This is a genomic window from Psychrobacter sp. ASPA161_6, from assembly GCF_051970285.1.
Taxonomy (GTDB): Bacteria; Pseudomonadota; Gammaproteobacteria; order Pseudomonadales; family Moraxellaceae; genus Psychrobacter; species Psychrobacter glaciei.
This window is the reverse complement of record NZ_JBEFNJ010000001.1, coordinates 821,514-843,795: the sequence shown is the minus strand read 5'-3', so window position 1 is coordinate 843,795 and position 22,282 is coordinate 821,514. Positions and strand designations below refer to the sequence as shown.

Here is a 22,282-nt window from a genome sequence, read left to right as displayed (position 1 = left end):
CGAACAAATAAGATGACTGTTCTTGTCTTTTACCTACCGTTTCCTAAAGAAATTAGGCATTTTTCCAAGCTTCTATTTTGTATATCTTCATACAAAACAAGCTCGTAATGGACGTTGGTACCAAGGGCTTGCTCGAACTCCTGTTGGTTTGAATTGCCATCATAATTGCTTTGCTTGTCCTGCTGAAGATTGGACTGAAAAATACCAGCCGCACTGACTGGCAAAAAATCTTCATAGACGATAGGCTCAATTCGGATAGCGCCTTGGTTAATCAGAGCATTTACTGCTTGTCTTGAATTAACCGTTTCTAGGTTGGCTATATCATTGTTGATACCTGTGCCACTATCGACTGGTTGATAATAAAAATAAGCAAGCTCCTTGTCATGCATCGTCTGGTAATCATCAGGGAAAGCGGTAAATACCTCGGCTAAAATTCGATTGTATTGAGCCGCATTACCCTCATTTGGAGTAGCTCCTAATTGATGGCGTACTTGACTAAGTAGCTTGTCATATAGCGCTCTACCTTTTGGCGTTAATGCCACACCGCGCTGCTCAATCTCACCAAACCGTGCAGTATGGCATCCTTGCTCGTACTCGCCCTCTGAGTTTTTAAAACTAACCGCTTCCTCTAATGCCTTAAAGCTCGTTTGTCTTAATAAAATCGGACATTCCCGTTTTGGTGGTCCTTCGATAATCGCTTTTGGTGGTATACCTTTTGCCTGCATGCCTTGCTGTACGGTATCTATATCTAGTGTTCTAGGGGTTAAATGATTGATATGTGGGCCTTTAAAGCCGACGACATCTGCAATGAGACCATGCTGCGCTAATAAACGCTGATATAGCTTTTTTGAGACTGGTGTTTTGTCATGCCAGCGAAAGGTCTCTAAAGCTTCTTTGATAAACTGCTCACCTTCCTCTGAGGTCAAACCGCCCTGCTTTTCAAAGCGCTCAATCAGGCTGATGACCGTATCGGTAAAGATATTGCGGTTGGCTAATGCGTTTGATGCTTCTTGTTTTAGTGCGTCATCATCAATTAGGTCTAGACGCAATAAAGAAGTGAAGACTCGAAATGGACTTTGATTTAAGGCTTGCGCGTCAATCGCTCGAAAAGCCGTAGAGTGCACGGGCACGCCAGCGGGTGCTAAATCATAATAGCCAACAGGGTGCATACCCATGACAGCAAAGAGCCTGCGCATCATACTAAGCTCGTGCGCTGTGCCCAATCTAATTGCCCCGTGGCGCTCCATACTGAGTCTATCAATCTCTCCGGTATGCTCCAACTGCTCCTTAATATCAGGATGTTTGGTTAGCACCTCGGCATTCACCTCAGCAACTAAATTTAGCAAGTCACCATATAGTGGAACCTCGGTTTGGTACATGGCTGACATCGCCATAGAGAACTCGTGACGAATAGCGTCGCTGCTGATAAATGTATAATTCACAAATAGATATCCTTGTTAAAATCTTAAAAACTTATAAATTTTTATTACTCTTAACTTATTAACTAGGGCGTGTCATCATTTAGATTGTGAGACTTAAAATGAGGAAAATTGCAGCCAAACAAGGAAGAAATTGCCGTAAATATGAACATATTGACAAGATTTCTGACGATGTTTGGCTAAATTTAGCCATTTTAAGACCACTAAATGTATTCATGTGCTAATTGATGACACGCCCTAAGCGTCTCCGACAAAAAACTATGTCGTTGCCATTAAATTATGTCGTTGCCATTTCATCAGAGCCTATTATCAGGAATCGTACTTAACACTTCTTTTAAAACATTAAGACCGGCTTGCAGGGTTTCAGGCTCGATTGTTAGTGGCGGTAGCAGGCGAATAATATGGCGATATTTACCGCTAGGCATCAATAGCAGACCACGCTCGCGCGCTTGCGTTAATACATACGTCATCACGCTTGGATCGACATCATGTTCAGGATGTCGCAGCTCGATACCGCGCATCGCACCGATACCAGTGAGGCCAAACAGCCAAGGTGATACACCCTCTTGCTGCCATTGGTTCACCGTCTGCTCAATGGTGTGGGCATAATGTTTGGCAGACTCCCACACCGCATCGTCTTGCATAATATCCAACGTCGCATTGGCGGCGGCACACGCGACCGGATTACCCGAATAAGTGCCGCCTAGACTACCTTTAGGCAAGCCATTCATTATGCTGGATTTGCCGATCACTGCGCCTAAAGGCAACCCACCTGCGATGCTTTTGCCTAGCAATATCATGTCAGGCTCAATCCCTAAATGTGTAAAGGCAAATGGTGTGCCCGTACGACCGTAGCCCGATTGAATCTCATCCATAATGAGCAAAATGCCGTGCTCATCACAAAACTGGCGCAGATACTGAGCAAACGTGGGCGACATTAATTGAAAGCCACCCTCGCCTTGTACTGGTTCTACAATGATGGCACCGATATTATCGACATCTGTTTCTACAGCAAATAGACGTTCAAGCGCATCGATAGCCTGCTGATCGCTCACTTCATTATCTGGACTGGGAAAAGGAATGTGGTAAACGCCACCTGCCAAAGGCCCAAGCCCCCGCTTATAAGGCGCGACTTTACCATTTAGATTGACCGCAGCCAGCGTGCGCCCATGAAAGCCACCATCAAAAGCAATGACACCCACACGACCTGTCTTTAGGCGGGCAATTTTTATGGCATTTTCGGTGGCTTCTGCGCCGCAGTTAGTCAACATACCTGATAGCTCGCCACTGATTGGAATCAGCTCACAAAGCCGTGGCATAAAGGTTTGATACGGCTGATGGGCAGCCGCATTGTAGGCGTAATGAATAAGTGATTGGGCTTGATTGATAATCGCAGAGACGATATGAGGATGACAATGACCAAAATTTAAGACCCCTATACCGCCGACGAAGTCGATGTAGCTGCGGTCATAACTGTCCCAAACTTTGGCATTTTTGCCTTTGGTGAGGGTCACAGGATGCACCATCGTAAAAGCGTCTGTAACGTTATAGTGCGTATCCATTGAGCATCTCTCATCTTCCTTGAGTGTGATGCTCATTTCAGCAAAACCGTACCGATTCAGCAAACGAATAATAGTTGTGCTGGCATTCCTTTTTGTCATTGCCAACCAAAAGACAATCTTGAGGCGTGTCAAAAATTAAAATTATTTAACCATTGCTTGCTGCTATCACAAAGGCTACGAAAAATTCATCCCAGTCGCACTGTATCTGTTTTAAAGTAAGTCCACTATATCGATTGAATTGAGGACATGCCCTAGCATCAGCTCGTGTTGATTTGAGGTTTCAAGATACGCTGACACCCATTCTAAAATAACTTTCACCTTATGCGATCTGCCCAAAGACAAAGGATAAGTTATATAATAAGACCCCCGTCCTTTTGCCGCATAGCGCCATGCCGTCACCAGCGTTCCTGATTGTAGTTCAGGGGCGACCAAACGCAGTGGTACAAGTGCGATACCATAGCCGAGCAATGCAGCGGCAATACACGCATGAAAAGTATCAAACCGTGGGCCGATAAACGTTCCATCGATACTAATGCCTTGCTGCTTGAAATACTCATACCAAGCACTTGGGCGCGAGCTCAACTGTAGCAACGTACAGTTATCTACATTGCTCGTACAAGGATTTTTATCATGCAAGTATTCAGGTTGGCATACCGCCACACAATACTCGTCAAACAGCTTAATCGCCTCCATCCCGCCCCAAATGCCATCGCCATATAAAAAGGCAATATCGACGTTTTGGTCTTCAGTAAAAAATGGCCCAACTTGCTCTTTTATATCTAAATTAATCAATGGATGGGCTTGGCTAAAGCCACTGAGCGCAGGTAACAGCCAGCGAGAACAAAAGGTTGGGTGTGAGGCAATCTTAAGCACTTCTACATTGTCACTATGCGACATCAAACTGGTGGTTGCCACCTCGATATGTTTGAGGATTTCCAACACCTCAAGGTAATAAGTCTTGCCAGCTGGTGTCAATGAAATGCGGTGCGGTGTACGATAGAAGAGTGAGATTTTTAACATCTCCTCTAGCTGAGCGACCTGCTTACTGATGGCGCTTTGTGTCATATGCATCTCTTGCGCGGCATTGGTAAAGCTCAGATGCCGTGCAGCCGTTTCGAAACACTGTAGAGCAGTCGTCGATGGATACTTTCTAAAAGCAAGCGGCTTATTGGTTTCGGTTTTCATAGTTTGTTTTTCTTTTATTTTTGGTATGAGGACACGCCCTATTAAAATGTAAAAACAGGGATAATTCATACAGAGATGACTACCTATTCGTGCACGCTCAAATAGCATGAGAAAATAGGTAGCCATCATTATTTAAGCGCTGATTCGCCTTGATTATTGTATCAGTCTACTTGAGCATGCTTCTATTGATAAAAGCATTATTTCACTGCTGGTATGTTGTCGGCAGTCAGTGTCGGCTTCCTAGAGGCTAATGTCAAAAACTAATGTCATATCCTATTCATTTTGTGAATACCGACGCTCATTATCAAATAATTACTTTAACTACGGCGACTGACTTGCTATCTTGCCTGCCTTCTTTTCATCATTGCGATGTATTTCTACCCTTATTTTTAAGCGAATAAATCACTTTAAGCTAACTTTCACTATTAGCGCCTTTTTACTTGTATTGGATCTTATGAAACCTAACATTGAGGTGAGCGCAAATGCTCGCCGGACTCAGTATTTTCAAGTATTCCTAATGGGCGTCAGCGCCTTTATTATGAATACCACCGAATTCGTTCCTGTTGCCCTATTAAGCGACATCGCCCAAGATTTCTCTATCACCACGGCAGAGACGGGCTGGATGTTGACGCTGTATGCGTGGATTGTCGCGGCCATGTCATTGCCATTGATGCTGCTGACCAGTCGCTTTGAGCGCAAGCGTTTGCTGTTGGCGTTATTTGCGGTGTTTATTGCCAGTCATGTATTGTCAGTATTTGCGTGGAGCTTTGAAGTGCTGCTCATCAGCCGAGTTGGCATTGCGCTCACGCATGCGATATTTTGGTCAATCACCGCAGCGATTGCGATACGTGTGGCACCAGAAGGCAAAAAGGCGCTGGCGCTTAGTGTGCTTGCGACCGGTACGTCATTAGCGATGGTGTTGGGTGTGCCTTTAGGACGCGTGGTCGGTCAATGGTTTGGCTGGCGCGCGACTTTTGGTGGTATTGGCGGGCTTGCCCTTATCGTATTCATTCTGCAAATGAGACTGTTGCCCACGCTGCCTAGTATGTTTGAAGGCTCTTTTAGAAAGATTCCAGAATTGCTCAAAAACCCCTTATTGGTCTGCCTATATCTACTAATTTTACTGGTCTTTACCGCGCACTATACGGCTTACTCGTATATTGAGCCTTTTATGCGCCAAGTCGGCTCAATCAGTGAAAACGCCGCAACGGTTGTGCTGTTATTGTTCGGTGTCGCAGGGATTGCAGGTAGTGTAATATTCAGTCGTTGGGGTGATAAATTCAATACCAGATTAATGCTGATATCGACGATACTGATATTACTATCTATGCTCATGCTGTTGTTTGCGGTAACCTCAATATGGGCGCTCAGCCTGATTGCCCTACTCTGGGGCGCGGCGCTCATGCTGCTGATTATCTCCATGCAAGCCAAGGTCATCATGGTCGATGTCAACGCGCAGGATATGCTGATGTCGATGTTTTCAGGGATTATCAATTTAGGCATTGGGACGGGCGCACTGTTCGGAGGCTATGCAGTGACGCATATTTCACTATCGAGCGTGGGCTATGTTGGGGCGGCTATCGCGGTTATGGCATTGCTACTGATGCTATTTATGATAAAGCGCTTTCCTGAGTTAAGCAGAAGACTTGGTTAATGAGAATTATAGTCAGTGAAAAGTAATATCGATACATCACGCACTGCTGACATTAAGCAAGAACAAGAAAATGCCAGCCACTTAGATGGGCTGGCATTTTTTTATTTAAAAACATTAAGCAAGCTGCCTAATTAAAAATCCACCTTGCCGCGTAATACTTTTGTTTTACCGCGCTGAGTTTTTTGATCGACACGTTTACGCTTAGCGTTTCTGCTTGGTTTGGTCGGCCTGCGTGTTTTATTGACGTAAGTAGCTTTGGTGATAAAGCTTTGTAAGCGCTCAAACGCATCAATTTTATTACGTTCTTGGGTACGAAATTGCTGCGCCTTAATAATGAGCACGCCTTCTTTGGTAATTCGGCTATCTTTACTATCAAGCAAACGCTGCTTAATGACATCGCTTAAGCTTGAAGCATGGATATCAAAACGCAAATGAATCGCAGAAGATACTTTATTGACGTTTTGCCCGCCTGCGCCTTGCGCACGTATGGCGCTAATCTCTACGTCACTGTCATTTAGACTAATGGTGTTGCTGATAAAAATCATAGGATGCTTTTATAAATAATTGATAGTTATGATTAATGATAAACCATTATCAGCTACCTCGCCACTTGCCAGCTCACCCACTCCAAAAATCCGCATGTCTTAAAAGCAGTTTTTCAAGACTTACAAGCTGAAATTCAGAGATGAAACCTCATAAATGTTATTGTTTGGCATTGCTATGTCTGTCATCTGTCTGTAAAGCGTAAGCCTATCTAAGGATTCGATATTGACATGCTAGGATGGTTTTAGATTGCCAAAATACTGCTTAAGCCAAGACATTGCTTAATTAGCTAACTATTTAGCAAGCAGTTTCTTGGCCAAAACTTTACCCTTCTTTTTTAAAATAAAGCTAAAAATACGATTTGATAGGAATAACTGTTTTATGACCACTAAAAATAAAAAAGTAAAACCCACTGCAAAAGTTGATGACAATGCCACTAAAAATATCGCTTGCGACCCTGCTCACAGCATCCAAGTCAGAGGCGCAAGGGTTCATAATCTAAAAAACGTCGATGTTGATTTGCCGCGTAATGCCCTTGTGGTATTCACGGGTATATCAGGCTCAGGCAAATCTTCGTTAGCATTCGGTACTCTTTTTGCTGAGTCACAACATCGCTATCTTGACTCAGTATCGCCCTATGCTAGACGCTTAATCGATCAAGTGGATCAGCCTGACGTCGATTCGATAGAAGGTTTGCCGCCCGCTGTTGCCCTGCAACAACAACGAGGTACGCCATCTGTACGCTCATCGGTCGGTAGCGTGACGACGATTTCAAATGGTTTACGCATGCTGTACTCGCGAGCGGGGGAATACCCTACTGGTCAAGGCATACTCTACGCTGACGCGTTTTCTCCAAATACGCCAGATGGCGCTTGTCCTACTTGCTCCGGTATTGGCCGCGTGTTTGAGGTGACAGAAGAATTACTAGTCCCTGACAATACCAAAACCATTCGTGAACGTGCGATTGCCGCTTGGCCGCCTGCGTGGCAAGGTCAAAACCTAAGCCGCATCCTGACCACACTGGGCTACGATATCGATAAGCCGTGGAATACCCTACCCCAAAAAACTCGTGATTGGATTCTCTTTACCGATGACACGCCAGAAGTCCCTGTCTATCCAGAGTACAACATTGAACAAGTACGCGACGCTATTAAAAAAGGTGAAAAGCCCAATTATAAAGGGACGTTTACCAGTGCAAAGAATTTCATCTTGCATTCTTTTGCCAGTACGCAAAGTCCGCGCACCAAAAAGCGCGTTTCCCAGTTTATGCAAATCTCTGAATGTCCAGAATGCCATGGCAAAAAACTCAAAAAAGAATCGCTATCGGTGAAGTTCGCGGGTCTTGATATTGGTGAATTGTCCCAATTAACCCTAACCGAAATGGCGCTCAAACTTCAGGATGCTGCCAAGACTAAACCGACTGACAACATGCCAAACCGAGAAAAGGCCATCGTTGCTCAACGTATTGCCAGTGATATTCTGTCTCGAGTTGAGGCGTTGACCACGCTAGGCTTAGGGTATCTTTCACTTGAACGCACTACACCTACCTTGTCTCCGGGTGAATTACAACGCCTAAGACTCGCTACCCAAATTCGCTCTAAACTGTTTGGTGTGGTCTATGTGCTTGACGAGCCGTCTGCTGGATTACATCCTGCTGATACTCAAGCGCTATTGGGCGCATTGGATGAGCTGACCGCGGCTGGTAACTCGTTATTTATTGTTGAGCATGACGTCAGCGTGATTCGGCACGCCGATTGGATTGTCGATGTGGGGCCAAAGGCTGGAACCCATGGCGGCGAAGTTATTTACAGTGGCCCTGTAGCAGGCTTACGGGACGTTGCACAATCACGCACAGGACAGTATCTTTTTGAGACTGACGGGGCGGTTGAGCATACCCCAAGAAAAGCGAAATCCTCGCTACAGCTGGTTAATATCGAACGCAACAACTTGCAAAGGCTAGACGTTGCGTTTCCATTGGGAGTGATGACAACGGTGACGGGCGTATCAGGTTCAGGCAAATCAAGTCTAGTCAGTCAAGCGCTGGTCGATCTCATTTATAGTGAATTAGGGCAGAAGACAATCATCGAAGCACCGACTGGCGAAGCTGATTTACTAGAGCAAGAGCTAGAAACTCAGACCAGTGGTAAGATTGCTAATGGTATGGAACACGTGAGTCGATTGGTGACCGTCGATCAAAAAGCCATCGGTCGTACGCCGCGCTCAAACCTTGCCACTTATACCGGACTGTTCGATCATGTGCGCAAATTATTTGCAGCAACGCCAGAAGCCAAGGCACGACGTTACGATGCCGGTCGATTCTCCTTTAACGTTAAAAAAGGCCGCTGTCCAAATTGCGAAGGTGTTGGTTTTGTGAGTGTTGAGCTGCTGTTTCTACCAAGCGTTTACTCACCGTGCCAAGTGTGTCATGGGCAACGCTACAATGATGAAACCCTTGAGATTACTTATCGAGGCAAAAACATCGCTGAAATCCTTGATCTCACTGTCGAATCTGCTTATGAATTCTTTGTAGAAGAAGCACCTATCCTACGAGCATTAGACGCGTTGCTAAAAGTCGGACTTGGTTATCTCAGGCTTGGTCAGCCAGCAACCGAGCTTTCGGGCGGTGAAGCACAGCGCATTAAGCTTGCCACCGAACTGCAACGGACACAACGAGGAGACACGCTTTATATCCTTGATGAACCTACAACTGGCCTGCACCCTTCGGATGTGTCGCTATTGATGGCACAATTGAACGGACTCGTTGACGCTGGTAACACTGTGATTATGGTTGAGCATGACATGCAAGTCGCTAGTAACAGCGATTGGATTATCGATATTGGACCGGGCGCTGGTGATGAGGGCGGTCTTATTGTGGCAGAAGGCACACCAGCAGAAGTCGCAAAATCAAAAGCCAGTCGTACCGCGCCTTTTTTGCTGTTTTAGTCTGTTAAGGCACATTCTATTAAAAAACCTCTTATGAACTCAGCAACTGACGGCAGCGCTCAATTACGGGCGCATTGACTATCTGACCTACTATTTTAAACACTGCATCTGCACCGCTCGCAAAGGCTTTTGCTACTTTATCGATTCGAGTCGCTGGGACAAATAGCCACATCTTCGTGTTTATATCATTGTTTACCATTTCATCATGATGAGGCTGTCTTTTATCTTTAATAGAATTTCTCATAGTTGCTTTTATTGTTGCTTTTATTGTTGTTTTTATTGTCGCGTTTAGGGTCTGTTGAACATTCAAATGTGGAACTGGCAGTGGCTATTTTTTAGACAATACGCAGTGAAATTTTTGACGCCTCGTCGTTCTAGGTTAGACAATTTCGCCATGTATTGGCAAAAAATAGCCCTGCCCCTGCTTGTATACTTGGGGCTGATGCTAAAATCACCCCAAATGTTGTTGTAAACCTAGCTAAGGTCTCGACATTATCATCGGTTTACGCCTGATTTGATAAAACGTTTGATGCGATTTTAGCGATCAGCAGTCCTAATATTTGAATGTTCAACAGACCCTATAGTTATCCTCACGATTAATCGCCCGTAGTTATCAGTCTATTTGGGGTGAGAATTTATGCTATGGCTTTGATTTCCTGCTATGGGCTTTGCGGTAATGACTCGGTGACTGCCCGTAACGCCGCTTGAATGCACCACTAAACGAGTGATCCGACGCATAGCCTACCAGTTCGCTAATCTTGCTAATTGAATATTGCTCTTGCCGCAAAAACCTTGCCGCCAGTCGCAAGCGATAATGACTCAGATATGCCAGCGGCGTGATGCCAACTGACTGTTTAAAGCGCTCATTGAGTCCTGATCGCGACAGCCCTGATGCCTTCGCTAAACCCTGTAGCGTCCAAGCGTCTTCTGGGTAGCGATGCATCAGATAGAGGGTGTTTGATAGATAAGGATCTTTTAGGGCAGCCAGCCAATTACCATTTCCATCTCCATTACTAATGGCATTATTTTCACCACTGCGGTCAGCATCATTGTCTCTTTGCCATGGATGGTCAATCCACGATGGCGTCCTGTCTAGAGTATTATCCGTAGTGTGGTTTATGCTGTCTTTAGACCCTGATGCCATTTCTAGCTGTTCGACATACTCGCGTATACATTCAATCATCAACATGCCAGCCAAGCGCTCAAGCATCGTGGTTCTGCCGGGGCGTTCTAATCCCACTTCTAATAAGAAAAATTGCAATCCAATATGCACCACATCATTATAGGCCGAGTGCTTTTGAGTCACGGGCGGCAGACTGGTAGGCAAAGCGGATAATAAAGGTCTGGCCATATCAGCGTCAAACTGACTGCGTACCACAATGAATTGTGCCTCGTTATCTTGCACATGGTTACTTTGAGCATGATTACTTTGAGCATGATTACTTTGAGCATTGTTAGTTTGAGCAATAACTTTATGACCGCTATCTGTATTGTCAATCTCTAAGCCAATCTGACCTTCAGTGTGTGCAGGCATGATTGTTTTAGCCGTAACCTTAGACACCGTTGGCGCTGATTGACACGCATAGCTGCCTTGTGTGGTCAACATCATCATATTGTTGGCTGTGATCACTTGCCTGTCATTATTATCATTGCCATAGCACAGATGCACCTCGCCACTGATAACCACGATAAAGGTCAAATAATCTTGTCTACTCTGTACCAGTTGCCAAGAGCCGCGCGCCTTGACAGTGATATATTGCACTTTTTGCAAATGCATTTCATCAAACAATCGACTTAAAATATCCATGTCTTAACCCAATCCTAGCTAGTCACTTTAAAGAGCGTTATCAACGTTAATTACTATATATAGGCTATTTATAAACTCCCAACATAACGAAGTCCGACAATTAAATCTGAATATATTTGCATTTTTGGACGCAAAGTGAGATTTTTTTGTCAATCAACGCCGTTTTAAATGCTATCAAAGGTCATAATAAATGATCAGAATCTTGATTGATGATACATAAACGAAATCGTTAAAGGTGGCTATCAAGGAATGTGGCTATCAAGCACCGCGTAAAATCACGATAAATAATAGACTAGGTAAGTCTGAGACCGTATCTGATTTACAGAGGACTGACTATACAAGGACCGTATAATGACTAAGACATTAAGCGCTAAAGAACATGCCATCATTCAAGATGCAATGGATAACTCACCATGGCGCGACCCAAAAAGGCGGTTTTGGCTGTGTAGTCCATCACTGCCTCTATTAGGCTGCTTGTTCGCGTTAGGATTACGAGATCAAAAGGGCTTCGAGCTCAAAAATACAGCGCTGGCTTGGGGAGGCACTATCTTGATCCACGGTATCATTCCACTGGCGGATGTGTTGGTCGGTCGAGATGATAGCAACCCACCTGATAGCGCTATGCAAGCGCTTGCCCAAGACCCCTATTATAAGTGGATTGCTCATGCTTTTATACCGCTACAATATATGGCTTTTGGTCTGCTGGCCTATCAGTATAGTCAGCGAGATTTGCCTTGGTATAATCGTTTAGGAGTGGCATTGACGGCAGGAGTCGGCAGTGGTATTGCGATTAATACCGCGCATGAACTTGGCCATAAGTCTGACCACCTAAACCGTACTTTGGCGCGCATCAGCCTTGCGCCAGCGGCTTATGGACATTTCGCCATCGAGCATAATTTCGGTCATCACCGCTGGGTGGCGACCCCAAATGATCCAGCCAGTAGCAAGTACAACGAGAGCTTTTGGCAGTTTTTGCCGCGCACAGTGTTTGGTGGTCTACGTTCCGCTGTAAACATTGAAACTGAGCGGCTCGCCCGTCGACATAAAGGCTTTTGGAACAAAGACAACGAGCTGTTGCAAGGTTGGGCGATGTCGGCGTTACTTTATGCCACTCTTTATCAGGCTTTTGGCAAAAAGATTCTACCCTTTATTGGGTTGCAGGCAGTATATGGCTTTAGTCTGTTAGAAGTAGTTAATTATCTAGAGCACTACGGTCTGCTCAGAGAACAAGACGACAACGGGCAATTTGAGCGTACGCAACCGGAGCACAGCTGGAACAGCAATCACACCGTGACCAATTTGTTTTTGTATCAATTGCAGCGCCATTCTGATCACCACGCGCATCCAAGCCGCGCTTATCAATTGCTCAGACATTTTGAGGAAGCACCGCAACTGCCGATAGGCTATGCCACGATGATTATGCCTGCCTATATCCCGCCATTGTGGTTTGCTATTATGAATAAGCGTGTCAGAGCACATTATGATAACGATATGAGTAAAATTAATATGCACCCCAAACCATTAAGTCCATTAATGCAGCGGACGACGAATATCATTGAAAAAGGCTTACAGCGATTAAATCGCCTCACATCAAAATGTGCGAGTAGATAAATTTAGAGCAATGAGCTAAAAGTAGTGAGCTAAAAGTAATGAACGTTGAGACATAAAAAAACACGTTATTGAGTAACGTGTTTTTTATTATAAAAATATAGCGATAGTGATAAACGGATTAAGCCAACATCCCACCATCGACAACAATCGTTGCGCCCGTTGTATAACTTGAGGCCTCAGAGACTAGATATAAAACCGTGCCAGCCATTTCATCTGGATCTGCTACGCGTCCTAATGGAATCGCATGTAACGCCATTTTTAAAACTTTATCATTGGTCGTCAAAGCAGAGGCAAACTTAGTATCGGTTAAACCTGGCAATAGCGCGTTGACACGGATATTCAATGGGCCACATTCTTTGGCAAAAGATTTGGTCATGCTAATAACAGCAGCTTTAGTAATTGAGTAGATGCCTTGCTTGTCACCCGCGACCAAGCCATTGACCGAGGCGGTATTTAAAATCACTCCGCCGCCCTGCTCGCGCATCATCTTGCCTGCTGCCGTCGACATAAAGAAATAACCACGAATATTGACTTCGACAGTCTTATCAAAAGCCGCTAAGTCCGTATCTAAGATATGACCATAATAAGGGTTAGCTGCGGCATTATTGACCAAGATATCGATTTGACCGAACTCGCTTTTGATGTGCTCAAAAATCGCATCAATCTGATCCATATTTCCGACATGGCACGCAAAGGCACTGGCTTTGTGACCATCAGCGATAATGCTATCGGCGACCGCTTGGCAAGCATCAATCTTACGGCTAGAGACAATGACGTGTGCGCCTCTTGATGCCAATAGACGGGCGATAGATTCGCCAATACCACGACTAGCGCCAGTAACTAAAGCAATCTTGCCTGTTAAATCAAATAAATCTTTCATTATTATTCCTTATGTTTTGAATTAGCTATTCAACTTTCAATTTTTTATCGTAAATACTTAATAAATTATAGTCAAAAAACTGCAAATCTATTACAAGGCAGCCGAGCGTAGATAGTACGAATAGTACATTGAGCGAGGCTAACACCGTAATGATTTAGCAGTTATTTGACTATTAAGCCAACATGCCACCATCAAGGGTAAACGCATGACCATTCATAAAGCTGCTTTCATCGCTCGCAAGCCATGCAATCGCGCCGGATACTTCATCAACTGTCCCTAAACGGCGTAGCGGGCTGGCATTAATTGTTGCTTTTTGCGCGCGCTCGCCCATCTTCGCCATGGTATTTTGCACCATAGGGGTATCAATAAAGCTTGGACAGACGGCGTTAAAACGAATATTGACGCGCGCATATTCATGAGCAGCAGACTTCGTCAGTCCCATCACGCCATGTTTGGCGGCGCTATACGCTGACAGTAATGGTGCAGAACGCAGCCCTGCGATAGAGGCGACGTTAATCACATGACCGCCGCCATTGGCTGCCATACAAGTAACAGCCGCACGCATACAATGCCAAACGCCTTTTAAATTAACGGCAATATTACGGTCAAAGTCCTCATCGCTTAGCTCATGCATCGGTGCAGGCTGATGGTCGATGCCCGCATTATTTACCACGACATCAAGACCACCCAGCGTTTCCATGGCAAAGACAAATAATGCGCGCACTTCGTCGCCACTCGTCACATCGACCTTTTTAAAGACGATACTATTGCCAGCGTCTTGACCTTGCTTAGCAACGGCTGCGCCCATCTCTTCTGCCATATCACCGATCACGACTTTTGCGCCGCGACTGGCTAGCAATAACGCGCTTGCTGCGCCAATACCAGAGGCACCGCCCGTGATCAAAATTCGTTTGCCCGTTACATCTGATGCAATTCCGTTTGTATTCAGTGTCATGATCTATCCCTCTACCTTAAGTACCAGTTTGCCGAAGTTTTCACCGTTAAAGAGCATCATCAAAGTATCAGGGAACGTCTCGATACCTTCAACGATATGGTCTTTTACTTTCATATCACCTGACTGAATCCAGCCAGCAATTTCTTTCATCGCGATTGGATACTCTTTGATATTATCAAAGACAACGATGCCTTCCATACGGGCACGATTGACCAATAACGATAGATAGTTTGACGGCCCTTTTACCGCTGTGGTGTTGTTATATTGGCTAATCGCACCGCAAATCACGATACGCGCGCGCAGATTAATTTGGGTAAGGACGTCATTTAAGATATCGCCGCCTACGTTGTCAAAGAAGACATCGACACCGTTTGGACAGGCTTGCTTTAAGCCTTTTTTGACATCCTCATTTTTATAATCTACTGCAGCATCAAAACCTAGCTCATCGACTAAGAATTTACATTTCTCAGCACCGCCCGCGATACCAACGACTCGGCAGCCTTTTAGTTTGGCAATCTGTCCAACCAAACCACCGACCGCACCCGCAGCACCAGAAACAACGACTGTCTCGCCAGCTTTTGGCTCACCTGTTTTTAATAAGCCAAAGTAGCCAGTCATACCTGGCATACCGAGCACGCCTAAGTAATAAGATAAGGGTGCAAGGTTTGGGTCGACTTTGTATAACCCAGTACCATCACTGACCGCATACGACTGCACGCCATTATGACCACAGACATAATCGCCGACGGCAAACTTCTCATGCTTACTTTCAATGACTTCGCCCACGGTACCCGCACGCATGACATCACCAATCTGTACCGGCTCGATATAAGATTTGGCATCGTTTAACCAGCCACGCATCGCTGGATCCATCGAGATATATTCAATTTTTATCAGTAACTGACCGTCTGTGATAGTCGGTAGTTCTGACTCAGTATAATCCCAAGTCTCCGCACTCGGTGCGCCAACAGGTCTTTCTTTTAAGCGCCACTGCTTATTCATTGTTGTCATTATTTATTCCTTTAAATTTTTATAAAAAGCCATTGGTATCGTTTGCTTAAAAAGAGTTTATTCAAAATAAGCCAAATATATTAAAAAGCGTTCTTCTGGGATAAATTTTTCTCGCTTGCTGTGCGCTTTGCACTCCAGAGGCTTCGAAAAATTCATCCCAGCATCACATTAGTCGTATTGTTCAGGCATGTTCTTATATTGAAAACATTCCAAACAATTACTTAAAACCATTCTGCTTGCATATTGGTACATACCGCATTGTCATTATTTAGCAGTTCGATGTCGCGATTGATTAACGGCAATTCCCAATCGATAAAGTATTTTGCTGCTTGTAGTTTGCCATGATAGAAGTTTTGCTTTTCAACGTCGGTTGTATCACTTAACAACTGTTCCGCTTTGCTAGCTTGGCGAATCCAAATCCAGCTGACCACGATAGAGGCAAAAATATTCATTAGTGCTTGTGCGTTACCCGTTAATGTAAGTGCTTTTTCCGTTTGCAGGATTTTGCTTAAATGCACCAACACTTCATGCAGATGACCCATATAAGGCATCAATTTACCGGCAAGTTTGGCGGTTTCTGGCGTGGTAATGCTCTCTAAGTCTTGGGTAATTTCACGTTTGAGAATTTGAATACCAAGACCCTTGTTTTGCCATAACTTACGGAATGACAAATCTAACGCTTGCACGCCATTTGTGCCTTCATGAATGGGATTAAGACGATTGTCACGCCAAAACTGCTCGGCTTGATACTCGCGCGTATAGCCTGCACCGCCCAATACTTGAATGCCTAAATCATTGGCTTTGGGACCATATTCAGAGGGCCATGCTTTTAATACTGGGGTGAGTAAATCCAGCAGTTCTGATAGCTCAGCTTTTAGTGTTGCATCTTCACAAGTATTGATACGGTCGATAAGGTTTGAGCCATATAAACACAGTGATATGCCGCCCTCGCTATAGGCTTTTTGCGCAAGCAACATACGCTTCACATCGCCATGCTGGATAATCGCTGTTGCTGCATCTTCAGGTTTGTTATTCGGTGCAATTCTGCCCTGCGTTCTGTCTTTGGCATAATCAAGCGAGTATTGATAACCACGATAGCCAATCATCGCGGCGCCAAAGCCAACCGCGATACGTGCTTCATTCATCATCTTAAACATGTAGCGCAAGCCGAAATGCTCTTCGCCGATAAGATAGCCATAGCACTCGCCTGCATCGCCAAAGCTTAATGCGGTAGAAGTCGCGCCTCGATAGCCCAGCTTATGAATAAGACCCGTTAAATGCACGTCATTACGCTCGCCTACTGATGAATCATCATTCAGACGATACTTCGGCACGGCAAATAAAGAAATACCTTTGACGCCACCAGGACCGCCCGGCACTTTAGCTAATACCAAATGCACGATATTGTCAGACAATTCATGATCGCCTGCTGAGATATAAATCTTGCTGCCTTTGACACGATAGCTGCCGTCGTCTTGTTTTACTGCCGTGGTTTTGATATCGGCAAGCGATGAGCCAGCATGTGGCTCAGTTAATGCCATTGTGCCGGTAAATTCACCCGTTAGCATACGCGGCATAAAGGCATTTTTAATCTCATCACTGGCGAAATGTGAAATGACATTAATCGCCGCCGTGGTCAAAAACGGATAAGCCGTCGTTGATGGGTTGGCCGCCATAAAATAGCCTGCCACTGCGGTCATCACGGTTTCGGGTAATTGCATGCCGCCATCGTCAAAGCTATAACGACCCGCTATAAAGCCCGACTCACGAAACGCATCAAAGGCGACTTTTACGTCACTTATCATGCTGACTTTTTTGCCATCGAACTGTGGCTCGTTTTTATCTGCCACATGGTTATGGGGCAAGAATAAATTGGTCGCGATTTTATTGGCGGTGTCGAGTACCGCATCGAAGGTTTCGCGGCTGTGTTCTGCAAACTTCGGATGCTCGGTTAAATGTTCAGTGCCCAATACATCATATAGTTGGAACGGTAACTCAAAGTCATTGATAAGCGTATCTGCTGCCATAGTATTCTCGTTAACTCATTAAATTTGGTGATTCATTGATATTAATCTAATTTAACGCCTTGCCGTATTGTCATTTATGACATAATTATGGTCAAATAAGACATCTTCTCTAACCTATAGTGAGTGAATTTCAAATTACGTATCGTGCGGCTGGTGAATATCAGCTATAAATTTGCATACACTCAAAGGAAGCCAAATTTTGCCCTACTTCAAACCATTTAAAGTGATTATCGTTGGCTTCGATGGCGTGCTTGGCAGTGTGCTCGCTGGGGCGCTAGATTTATTTTCATTTACTGGCGTCAGCTGGCAACGGTTTTTGGATGAGGCAGTAGAACCAAGGTTTGACGTGCAGATTGCAAGCTTAGGTGGCGCGGATATCAGATGCAGCAACCGTTTGATTATGCGAGCGCATTGCGATATTCAGGAAGTCACAGAGTGCGACTTACTATTAATTCCAACCATTGGCGATTCAATTGATAAAGTATTGAGCCAAAATAGCGATTTAATTCCACACATCAAGCGACTGGCGAATACCAAGGCGGATATCGCTAGTAATTGTAGCGGAGCTTTCTTTTTAGCAAAAGCAGGCTTGCTCGATGGCAAAGTAGCGACCACCCATTGGGGCTATGCCAGTAAGTTTAAGGCAGATTTTCCACTGGTTGATTTGCAAGAGAATCAATTTGTCACTCAATCAAAGAACCCATCAAAGAACCAGCCAAAAAGTGATTCAGCACACCAATCAGGCAATATATTTTGTGCGGCAGGTGGTAGCGCCTTTTATGACTTGGGATTGCTATTAATTGAGCGGTATTGCGGGCGTGAGATTTCTACCCAAGTGGCAAAAACCCAGATTATTGACAGTAAAAGAGGCAATCAAAACAGCTATACCAATGTGACATTGCATAAACCACATTCAGATCAGCTGGTTAAGCAAGTACAAGAATTTATCGAGGAAAACTTCAAGCAATCTATGCAGGTGAGCAATTTGGCAGCCATGGTAAATATTACCCCACGCACGTTAAATAGACGCTTTCAATCTTGCGTTGCGATGCGTCCGATTGAGTATATTCAAGCGGTTAGAATTGAGCAGGCCAAGCGCTTACTGGAATTGGGCGATGTGACGATAAAATCACTCGCTGAGCAAGTTGGCTACGATGATATCTCATCATTTACTAGGCTTTTTAAACGCGCTACTGAGCTGACCCCCAAAGAATATCAGGATAAATTTTCGAGACTGGCGATTTAACTTTATAGTGTATTTTTTCAAAGTAATACGTTGCTGAAGCAAATTTATCACAGCAAAAATTTTATGTAGTTAATTCGATATAAAAACGATACAGCGAGATGAAAAGTTGTTTTGCGCAGCATCTGTCGGCGTAGGCACAGCACGCAAGAAAAACAACTTTTCATTGAGCAACTTGATAGCCATGTAACTGATTTATTTGGATTCGACTATAGACCTAAATTTTATTGCCACAAGCCTTCGACATGAATGGCGTCCGACTTAATAGTGGGATAATCACTAAATACTAACTGATAGCCATCGACTGTATTTGGACTAATCTGACACATCGCGCCAAGTGGAAAGCTGTGTTTTTGTCCAATATGACCAAAGCGCATGCCACTATAAATCGGTAGCTCTGTCAGCTTATGCAATTGACGAATCACGGTGGCGACATCATAACGCTTGTCATAGCTGTCCTCACCGCTACCCGATAACGCGCCAAACACGATGGCTTGCTGATCTTTAAATACGCCTGCTAAATACAAATCATACAGCATGCGCTCAATACGATAGGCTTGCTCGCCGACATCTTCTAAAAATACGATACCGCCAGCAATTCGTGGCAAATACTCACTGCCTGCCAGCGCTGACACCACGCTCAGATTGCCACCCCACATAGTGCCCGTTATCGTTTTTGGCTCAGAACTTGACAGAATACTGGGTAAATTTGGGCTGGTTAAAGACGCATCTGGTATATTGATAGTCAGATTTGGATTGGTTAATGCTTCCACAAATTGTCGACAGCTGACTTGGTCGGGTTTGGTTTTGCCAAACTCACTATAAAGCATCGGTGCAGCAAGCGAGCTCATGCCTCCTTTTGCCAGTAGCGCACACTGAATCGCGGTCACATCGCTAAAGCCCGCCAGTATCGTGCCACGCTCCTTCATAATACGACCAAGCGTCGACCAATCCACCATCGGCAATAAACGCACGGCACCATAGCCACCACGTACCCCAAGTAGCAGTTTAGGCGCTTTAATTGCACCCGTAGCGATGTTTTGCAAATCACTCGCGCGCTGCGAATCCGTACCTGCAAAGCGCAAATACTGGCGCTTTGTAATCGTAGGATTATCCACCTTAAAGCCCGCACAAGCCATGCGATCTAACGCCAATTCATTACGCTCGTCACTACCACCGACATTAGAGCTGGCAAAAAGCCGCGTCTCAATATTTGGCGTGATACAACTCGTTTGCGCCTGCAATGTTTCGGGCGCTGCTTGTTGTGCTTGTCCTGATGGCAGGCTCTCATCCATCAACGCCGTTGGCAGATCATCTTTGGTCAGTTGCGTGCCGTTATCTTGCTCAGTCGTATTAGAAGCCAGCGCTTGAGTAATGCTTTGGGTCGCTAACAGCCCTGCCCCTGCGCTGATTCCGACTTGACATAAAAATTGGCGACGATTAAGTCCAGAAGATATCTTGGTCATTATTTTACCTTTTGTACTATTCAGTTAATGCTTGTTTAACAAGGATACTTATTTAGCATTGATGGTTTAAATGCACGCGATTTCATTTAACATGCGCTAAGCCTTTATCTTTGAAACATTGCATTATAACGGAAGTTGAGACGGCAATTTGGTTTAAGATTGTCTAGGGTAGCTCAACCCATTGTTAGGCTAGTCAACAAAACAATACAGAATCACCCATCGTCTTATTTGGATGAAATCGCTACTCTTGTTATAGTAAAGAATGATTAATCGCAATAAACCATAAATATTTACTAATACAAAAGGATCATAAGCATGGCTGACAAAGAGAAAGAGAAAGAGAAAGACAATAAAAGCCTAATGGATAGTATTAGAATCATCTTGGGTAAAGAAGACAAAATAAATGACCAACTTGAAAATGGTCGCGGCCTTGAGCGTTATGCCAAGGATTTGCTACTGCTGATGAGTTTAGTTAAAGATTATTATAAAGGCAACTATCGCAACATTCCCTATAAAACCATTTCTGCGGGAGTGGTCGGTCTGCTCTATGTGCTAAATCCTATTGATATTATTCCGGATTTTATTCCCTTTATCGGTCAAATCGATGATGCGTTGGTGCTGAAATTTTGTCTCAAGCTCATGGAAAAAGACTTACGCAAGTACAAAACTTGGAAAGATCAACAAACAGCCTCTAAAGATGAAGAGTCTAGTAAAGACGCTGCCTCAAAGCCGACCGATAAAAAGCTAGAAGATAAGACTAAGGACACCGAAAAAAAGTAACAAATAAAGAGTCCAAAAAGTAGTGATAGCTTTCTGATAATCGATATTAATTACATATCCAGAGTGCTTTTTTAAATTAACATTAATAATAAAGAAACGGTCAATGAGCTATTCATTGACCGTTTCTTCGTATTAGGGCGCGTTCTCAATTCAAGCGATTGTATCTAAATGAGGACACGCCCTAGATTAACGACATTTTTATCTATTTTACTTTTTCAAAATTTTATCAATCCGGCACATCATAACGGGCTTTTTCTGGATTGAGACCGAATGAATAAACAAAGGTCGCAACGAGGCTGTTTATAATGATGAACGGGAAATCGATAGCGGTATGTCCAAGCACGTAGCGACCGATGAGCCATGAGACAATCAGCATAACAATAAAGAACCCGCCCAAATACGCCAAGATAGCTGGATGCTTAAGATTGTAAGGCTGCTCAGGTTCAGGTTTTTTGTTTAATACATAGGTTCTTATCGCCCAACCAGCAGCATAAGAAAACCCACCCAACACCACATAACTAAAAAAATTCATATTACCTGACTCTAGTGACTTAACTACTTATAAGAAAAGACTGCTTATGACAAAAAATTGTCTATAATCGATGACCTATGCTTAGCTGCCTGTACCAACATTATCAATAATAATATTGGCATGCGGATTGGCTAAAATATCAGTATTAACGTCATCACACTCTACGCGATAGATAGTATTGGCACCGCGATAAATATACGACAAATACTCACTGTCCAATAGCGGATCGATATTGGCATAGACAGGCTTCACATGAGCCAGTACCAGCACTCTATCGGGACGGCCAATGACAGCGTCAACATTATCAGGATCTATAGAGAAAAACGTGGGTATCTCGCTATTTTCAAGCACTTCTAACGGCTCGGCGTCATCCCAGACGCGCCCGCTACTTGCCGGCTCTTTCATTTGCATCATCCATGTGCCACCCTGCTGACTGATTTTTATTTGCGCAGGCTCATCATGACTGACCGTATAGCAGCCTTCAAAGACAGACAGATCTGCTGCCGCTTCAACTACGTCGGTATCGGCTTGGGTGCTAGTATCATTGCAAGCGCTCAACAGTAACGCGCTACTCGCAGTGATACTGACCATCAACAGCGTTAATCTTTTATAAAAAACGTTTGAGCGTAAGGACATAATAGGGT

Annotated in this window: 18 protein-coding genes; 5 read left to right on the top strand and 13 right to left on the bottom strand. The window is 44.4% G+C overall.

Annotation, left to right across the window (positions count from 1 at the left end):
* Positions 1-29: 29 nt before the first annotated feature.
* The 3 genes from hglS to ACTQ9T_RS03480 form a co-directional block, all read right to left on the bottom strand.
* Positions 30-1,394 carry a 2-oxoadipate dioxygenase/decarboxylase HglS gene (gene hglS / locus ACTQ9T_RS03490; protein ID WP_440464455.1) on the bottom strand — a complete coding sequence of 455 codons (1,365 nt, stop codon included), beginning with the start codon at positions 1,392-1,394 and terminating at the stop codon, positions 30-32.
* Between the two features lie 341 nt (positions 1,395-1,735).
* Positions 1,736-3,001 carry a 2-aminoadipate transaminase gene (locus ACTQ9T_RS03485; protein WP_440464078.1) on the bottom strand — a complete coding sequence of 422 codons (1,266 nt, stop codon included), beginning with the start codon at positions 2,999-3,001 and terminating at the stop codon, positions 1,736-1,738.
* Positions 3,002-3,211: 210 nt separating this feature from the next.
* Complete coding sequence (locus tag ACTQ9T_RS03480; RefSeq protein ID WP_201593578.1) at positions 3,212-4,186, bottom strand: LysR substrate-binding domain-containing protein; 975 nt, start codon at positions 4,184-4,186, stop codon at positions 3,212-3,214.
* Positions 4,187-4,640: 454 nt separating this feature from the next.
* Between ACTQ9T_RS03480 and ACTQ9T_RS03475 the strand changes: the two genes are divergently transcribed.
* Positions 4,641-5,840, top strand: coding sequence for a sugar transporter (locus ACTQ9T_RS03475; protein ID WP_011513210.1), 1,200 nt, complete (start codon positions 4,641-4,643; stop codon positions 5,838-5,840).
* A 131-nt stretch (positions 5,841-5,971) separates the two neighbouring features.
* Here ACTQ9T_RS03475 and arfB read toward each other — a convergent pair whose 3' ends face one another.
* The gene (gene arfB, locus ACTQ9T_RS03470; protein WP_133105368.1) at positions 5,972-6,385 is read right to left on the bottom strand and encodes an alternative ribosome rescue aminoacyl-tRNA hydrolase ArfB; all 414 of its coding nucleotides are present in this window, start codon (positions 6,383-6,385) and stop codon (positions 5,972-5,974) included.
* A gap of 379 nt (positions 6,386-6,764) precedes the next feature.
* Between arfB and uvrA the strand changes: the two genes are divergently transcribed.
* Positions 6,765-9,326, top strand: coding sequence for an excinuclease ABC subunit UvrA (uvrA, locus tag ACTQ9T_RS03465; RefSeq protein ID WP_440464077.1), 2,562 nt, complete (start codon positions 6,765-6,767; stop codon positions 9,324-9,326).
* Between the two features lie 31 nt (positions 9,327-9,357).
* Here the strand turns inward: uvrA and ACTQ9T_RS03460 are convergent, their stop codons facing one another.
* Complete coding sequence (locus tag ACTQ9T_RS03460; protein WP_440464076.1) at positions 9,358-9,570, bottom strand: hypothetical protein; 213 nt, start codon at positions 9,568-9,570, stop codon at positions 9,358-9,360.
* A 396-nt stretch (positions 9,571-9,966) separates the two neighbouring features.
* Positions 9,967-11,133, bottom strand: a complete 1,167-nt coding sequence (locus ACTQ9T_RS03455; RefSeq protein ID WP_440464075.1) for an AraC family transcriptional regulator — start codon at positions 11,131-11,133, stop codon at positions 9,967-9,969.
* 351 nt (positions 11,134-11,484) lie between these two features.
* On the opposite strand from ACTQ9T_RS03455, the gene ACTQ9T_RS03450 reads away from it, so the two are divergent.
* Complete coding sequence (locus ACTQ9T_RS03450) at positions 11,485-12,744, top strand: alkane 1-monooxygenase (protein WP_352310493.1); 1,260 nt, start codon at positions 11,485-11,487, stop codon at positions 12,742-12,744.
* A gap of 118 nt (positions 12,745-12,862) precedes the next feature.
* On the opposite strand, the gene ACTQ9T_RS03445 is transcribed toward ACTQ9T_RS03450, so the two are convergent.
* The 4 genes from ACTQ9T_RS03445 to ACTQ9T_RS03430 all read right to left on the bottom strand — a co-directional run bounded on the left by ACTQ9T_RS03445 (position 12,863) and on the right by ACTQ9T_RS03430 (position 17,617).
* Positions 12,863-13,624: an SDR family oxidoreductase gene (locus ACTQ9T_RS03445; RefSeq protein ID WP_440464074.1), complete on the bottom strand. Its 762-nt coding sequence runs from the start codon at positions 13,622-13,624 to the stop codon at positions 12,863-12,865.
* 172 nt (positions 13,625-13,796) lie between these two features.
* Positions 13,797-14,579 carry an SDR family NAD(P)-dependent oxidoreductase gene (locus ACTQ9T_RS03440; RefSeq protein WP_440464073.1) on the bottom strand — a complete coding sequence of 261 codons (783 nt, stop codon included), beginning with the start codon at positions 14,577-14,579 and terminating at the stop codon, positions 13,797-13,799.
* Positions 14,580-14,582: 3 nt separating this feature from the next.
* Complete coding sequence (locus ACTQ9T_RS03435; RefSeq protein WP_440464072.1) at positions 14,583-15,590, bottom strand: NADP-dependent oxidoreductase; 1,008 nt, start codon at positions 15,588-15,590, stop codon at positions 14,583-14,585.
* A gap of 221 nt (positions 15,591-15,811) precedes the next feature.
* A complete protein-coding gene (locus tag ACTQ9T_RS03430; RefSeq protein WP_440464071.1) occupies positions 15,812-17,617 on the bottom strand; it encodes an acyl-CoA dehydrogenase in 1,806 nt (601 codons plus the stop codon).
* Positions 17,618-17,816: 199 nt separating this feature from the next.
* Between ACTQ9T_RS03430 and ACTQ9T_RS03425 the strand changes: the two genes are divergently transcribed.
* Entirely contained in the window at positions 17,817-18,863 is a 1,047-nt protein-coding gene (locus tag ACTQ9T_RS03425) for a GlxA family transcriptional regulator (protein ID WP_440464070.1), read from the top strand.
* A 221-nt stretch (positions 18,864-19,084) separates the two neighbouring features.
* Here the strand turns inward: ACTQ9T_RS03425 and ACTQ9T_RS03420 are convergent, their stop codons facing one another.
* Entirely contained in the window at positions 19,085-20,326 is a 1,242-nt protein-coding gene (locus tag ACTQ9T_RS03420) for an LD-carboxypeptidase (RefSeq protein ID WP_440464069.1), read from the bottom strand.
* Positions 20,327-20,641: 315 nt separating this feature from the next.
* Between ACTQ9T_RS03420 and ACTQ9T_RS03415 the strand changes: the two genes are divergently transcribed.
* Complete coding sequence (locus tag ACTQ9T_RS03415) at positions 20,642-21,106, top strand: YkvA family protein (protein WP_440464068.1); 465 nt, start codon at positions 20,642-20,644, stop codon at positions 21,104-21,106.
* A 226-nt stretch (positions 21,107-21,332) separates the two neighbouring features.
* Here the strand turns inward: ACTQ9T_RS03415 and ACTQ9T_RS03410 are convergent, their stop codons facing one another.
* Together ACTQ9T_RS03410 and ACTQ9T_RS03405 are read right to left on the bottom strand one after the other, a co-directional pair.
* Complete coding sequence (locus tag ACTQ9T_RS03410; RefSeq protein WP_010196130.1) at positions 21,333-21,638, bottom strand: hypothetical protein; 306 nt, start codon at positions 21,636-21,638, stop codon at positions 21,333-21,335.
* 81 nt (positions 21,639-21,719) lie between these two features.
* On the bottom strand, positions 21,720-22,274 hold the full coding sequence (locus tag ACTQ9T_RS03405; protein WP_440464067.1) for a hypothetical protein: 555 nt from the start codon (positions 22,272-22,274) through the stop codon (positions 21,720-21,722).
* Positions 22,275-22,282: the final 8 nt, after the last annotated feature.

Bases quoted from the DNA above. Each gene is read 5' to 3' on its own strand.
- ACTQ9T_RS03480 (WP_201593578.1), bottom strand. From the start codon at position 4,186: ATGAAAACCGAAACCAATAAGCCGCTTGCTTTTAGAAAGTATCCATCG.
- ACTQ9T_RS03440 (WP_440464073.1), bottom strand. From the start codon at position 14,579: ATGACACTGAATACAAACGGAATTGCATCAGATGTAACGGGCAAACGA.
- arfB (WP_133105368.1), bottom strand. From the start codon at position 6,385: ATGATTTTTATCAGCAACACCATTAGTCTAAATGACAGTGACGTAGAG.
- ACTQ9T_RS03460 (WP_440464076.1), bottom strand. From the start codon at position 9,570: ATGAGAAATTCTATTAAAGATAAAAGACAGCCTCATCATGATGAAATG.
- ACTQ9T_RS03485 (WP_440464078.1), bottom strand. From the start codon at position 3,001: ATGGATACGCACTATAACGTTACAGACGCTTTTACGATGGTGCATCCT.
- hglS (WP_440464455.1), bottom strand. From the start codon at position 1,394: ATGGCGATGTCAGCCATGTACCAAACCGAGGTTCCACTATATGGTGAC.
- ACTQ9T_RS03430 (WP_440464071.1), bottom strand. From the start codon at position 17,617: ATGGCAGCAGATACGCTTATCAATGACTTTGAGTTACCGTTCCAACTA.
- ACTQ9T_RS03435 (WP_440464072.1), bottom strand. From the start codon at position 15,590: ATGACAACAATGAATAAGCAGTGGCGCTTAAAAGAAAGACCTGTTGGC.
- uvrA (WP_440464077.1), top strand. From the start codon at position 6,765: ATGACCACTAAAAATAAAAAAGTAAAACCCACTGCAAAAGTTGATGAC.
- ACTQ9T_RS03410 (WP_010196130.1), bottom strand. From the start codon at position 21,638: ATGAATTTTTTTAGTTATGTGGTGTTGGGTGGGTTTTCTTATGCTGCT.
- ACTQ9T_RS03475 (WP_011513210.1), top strand. From the start codon at position 4,641: ATGAAACCTAACATTGAGGTGAGCGCAAATGCTCGCCGGACTCAGTAT.
- ACTQ9T_RS03455 (WP_440464075.1), bottom strand. From the start codon at position 11,133: ATGGATATTTTAAGTCGATTGTTTGATGAAATGCATTTGCAAAAAGTG.
- ACTQ9T_RS03415 (WP_440464068.1), top strand. From the start codon at position 20,642: ATGGCTGACAAAGAGAAAGAGAAAGAGAAAGACAATAAAAGCCTAATG.
- ACTQ9T_RS03445 (WP_440464074.1), bottom strand. From the start codon at position 13,624: ATGAAAGATTTATTTGATTTAACAGGCAAGATTGCTTTAGTTACTGGC.
- ACTQ9T_RS03420 (WP_440464069.1), bottom strand. From the start codon at position 20,326: ATGACCAAGATATCTTCTGGACTTAATCGTCGCCAATTTTTATGTCAA.
- ACTQ9T_RS03405 (WP_440464067.1), bottom strand. From the start codon at position 22,274: ATGTCCTTACGCTCAAACGTTTTTTATAAAAGATTAACGCTGTTGATG.
- ACTQ9T_RS03450 (WP_352310493.1), top strand. From the start codon at position 11,485: ATGACTAAGACATTAAGCGCTAAAGAACATGCCATCATTCAAGATGCA.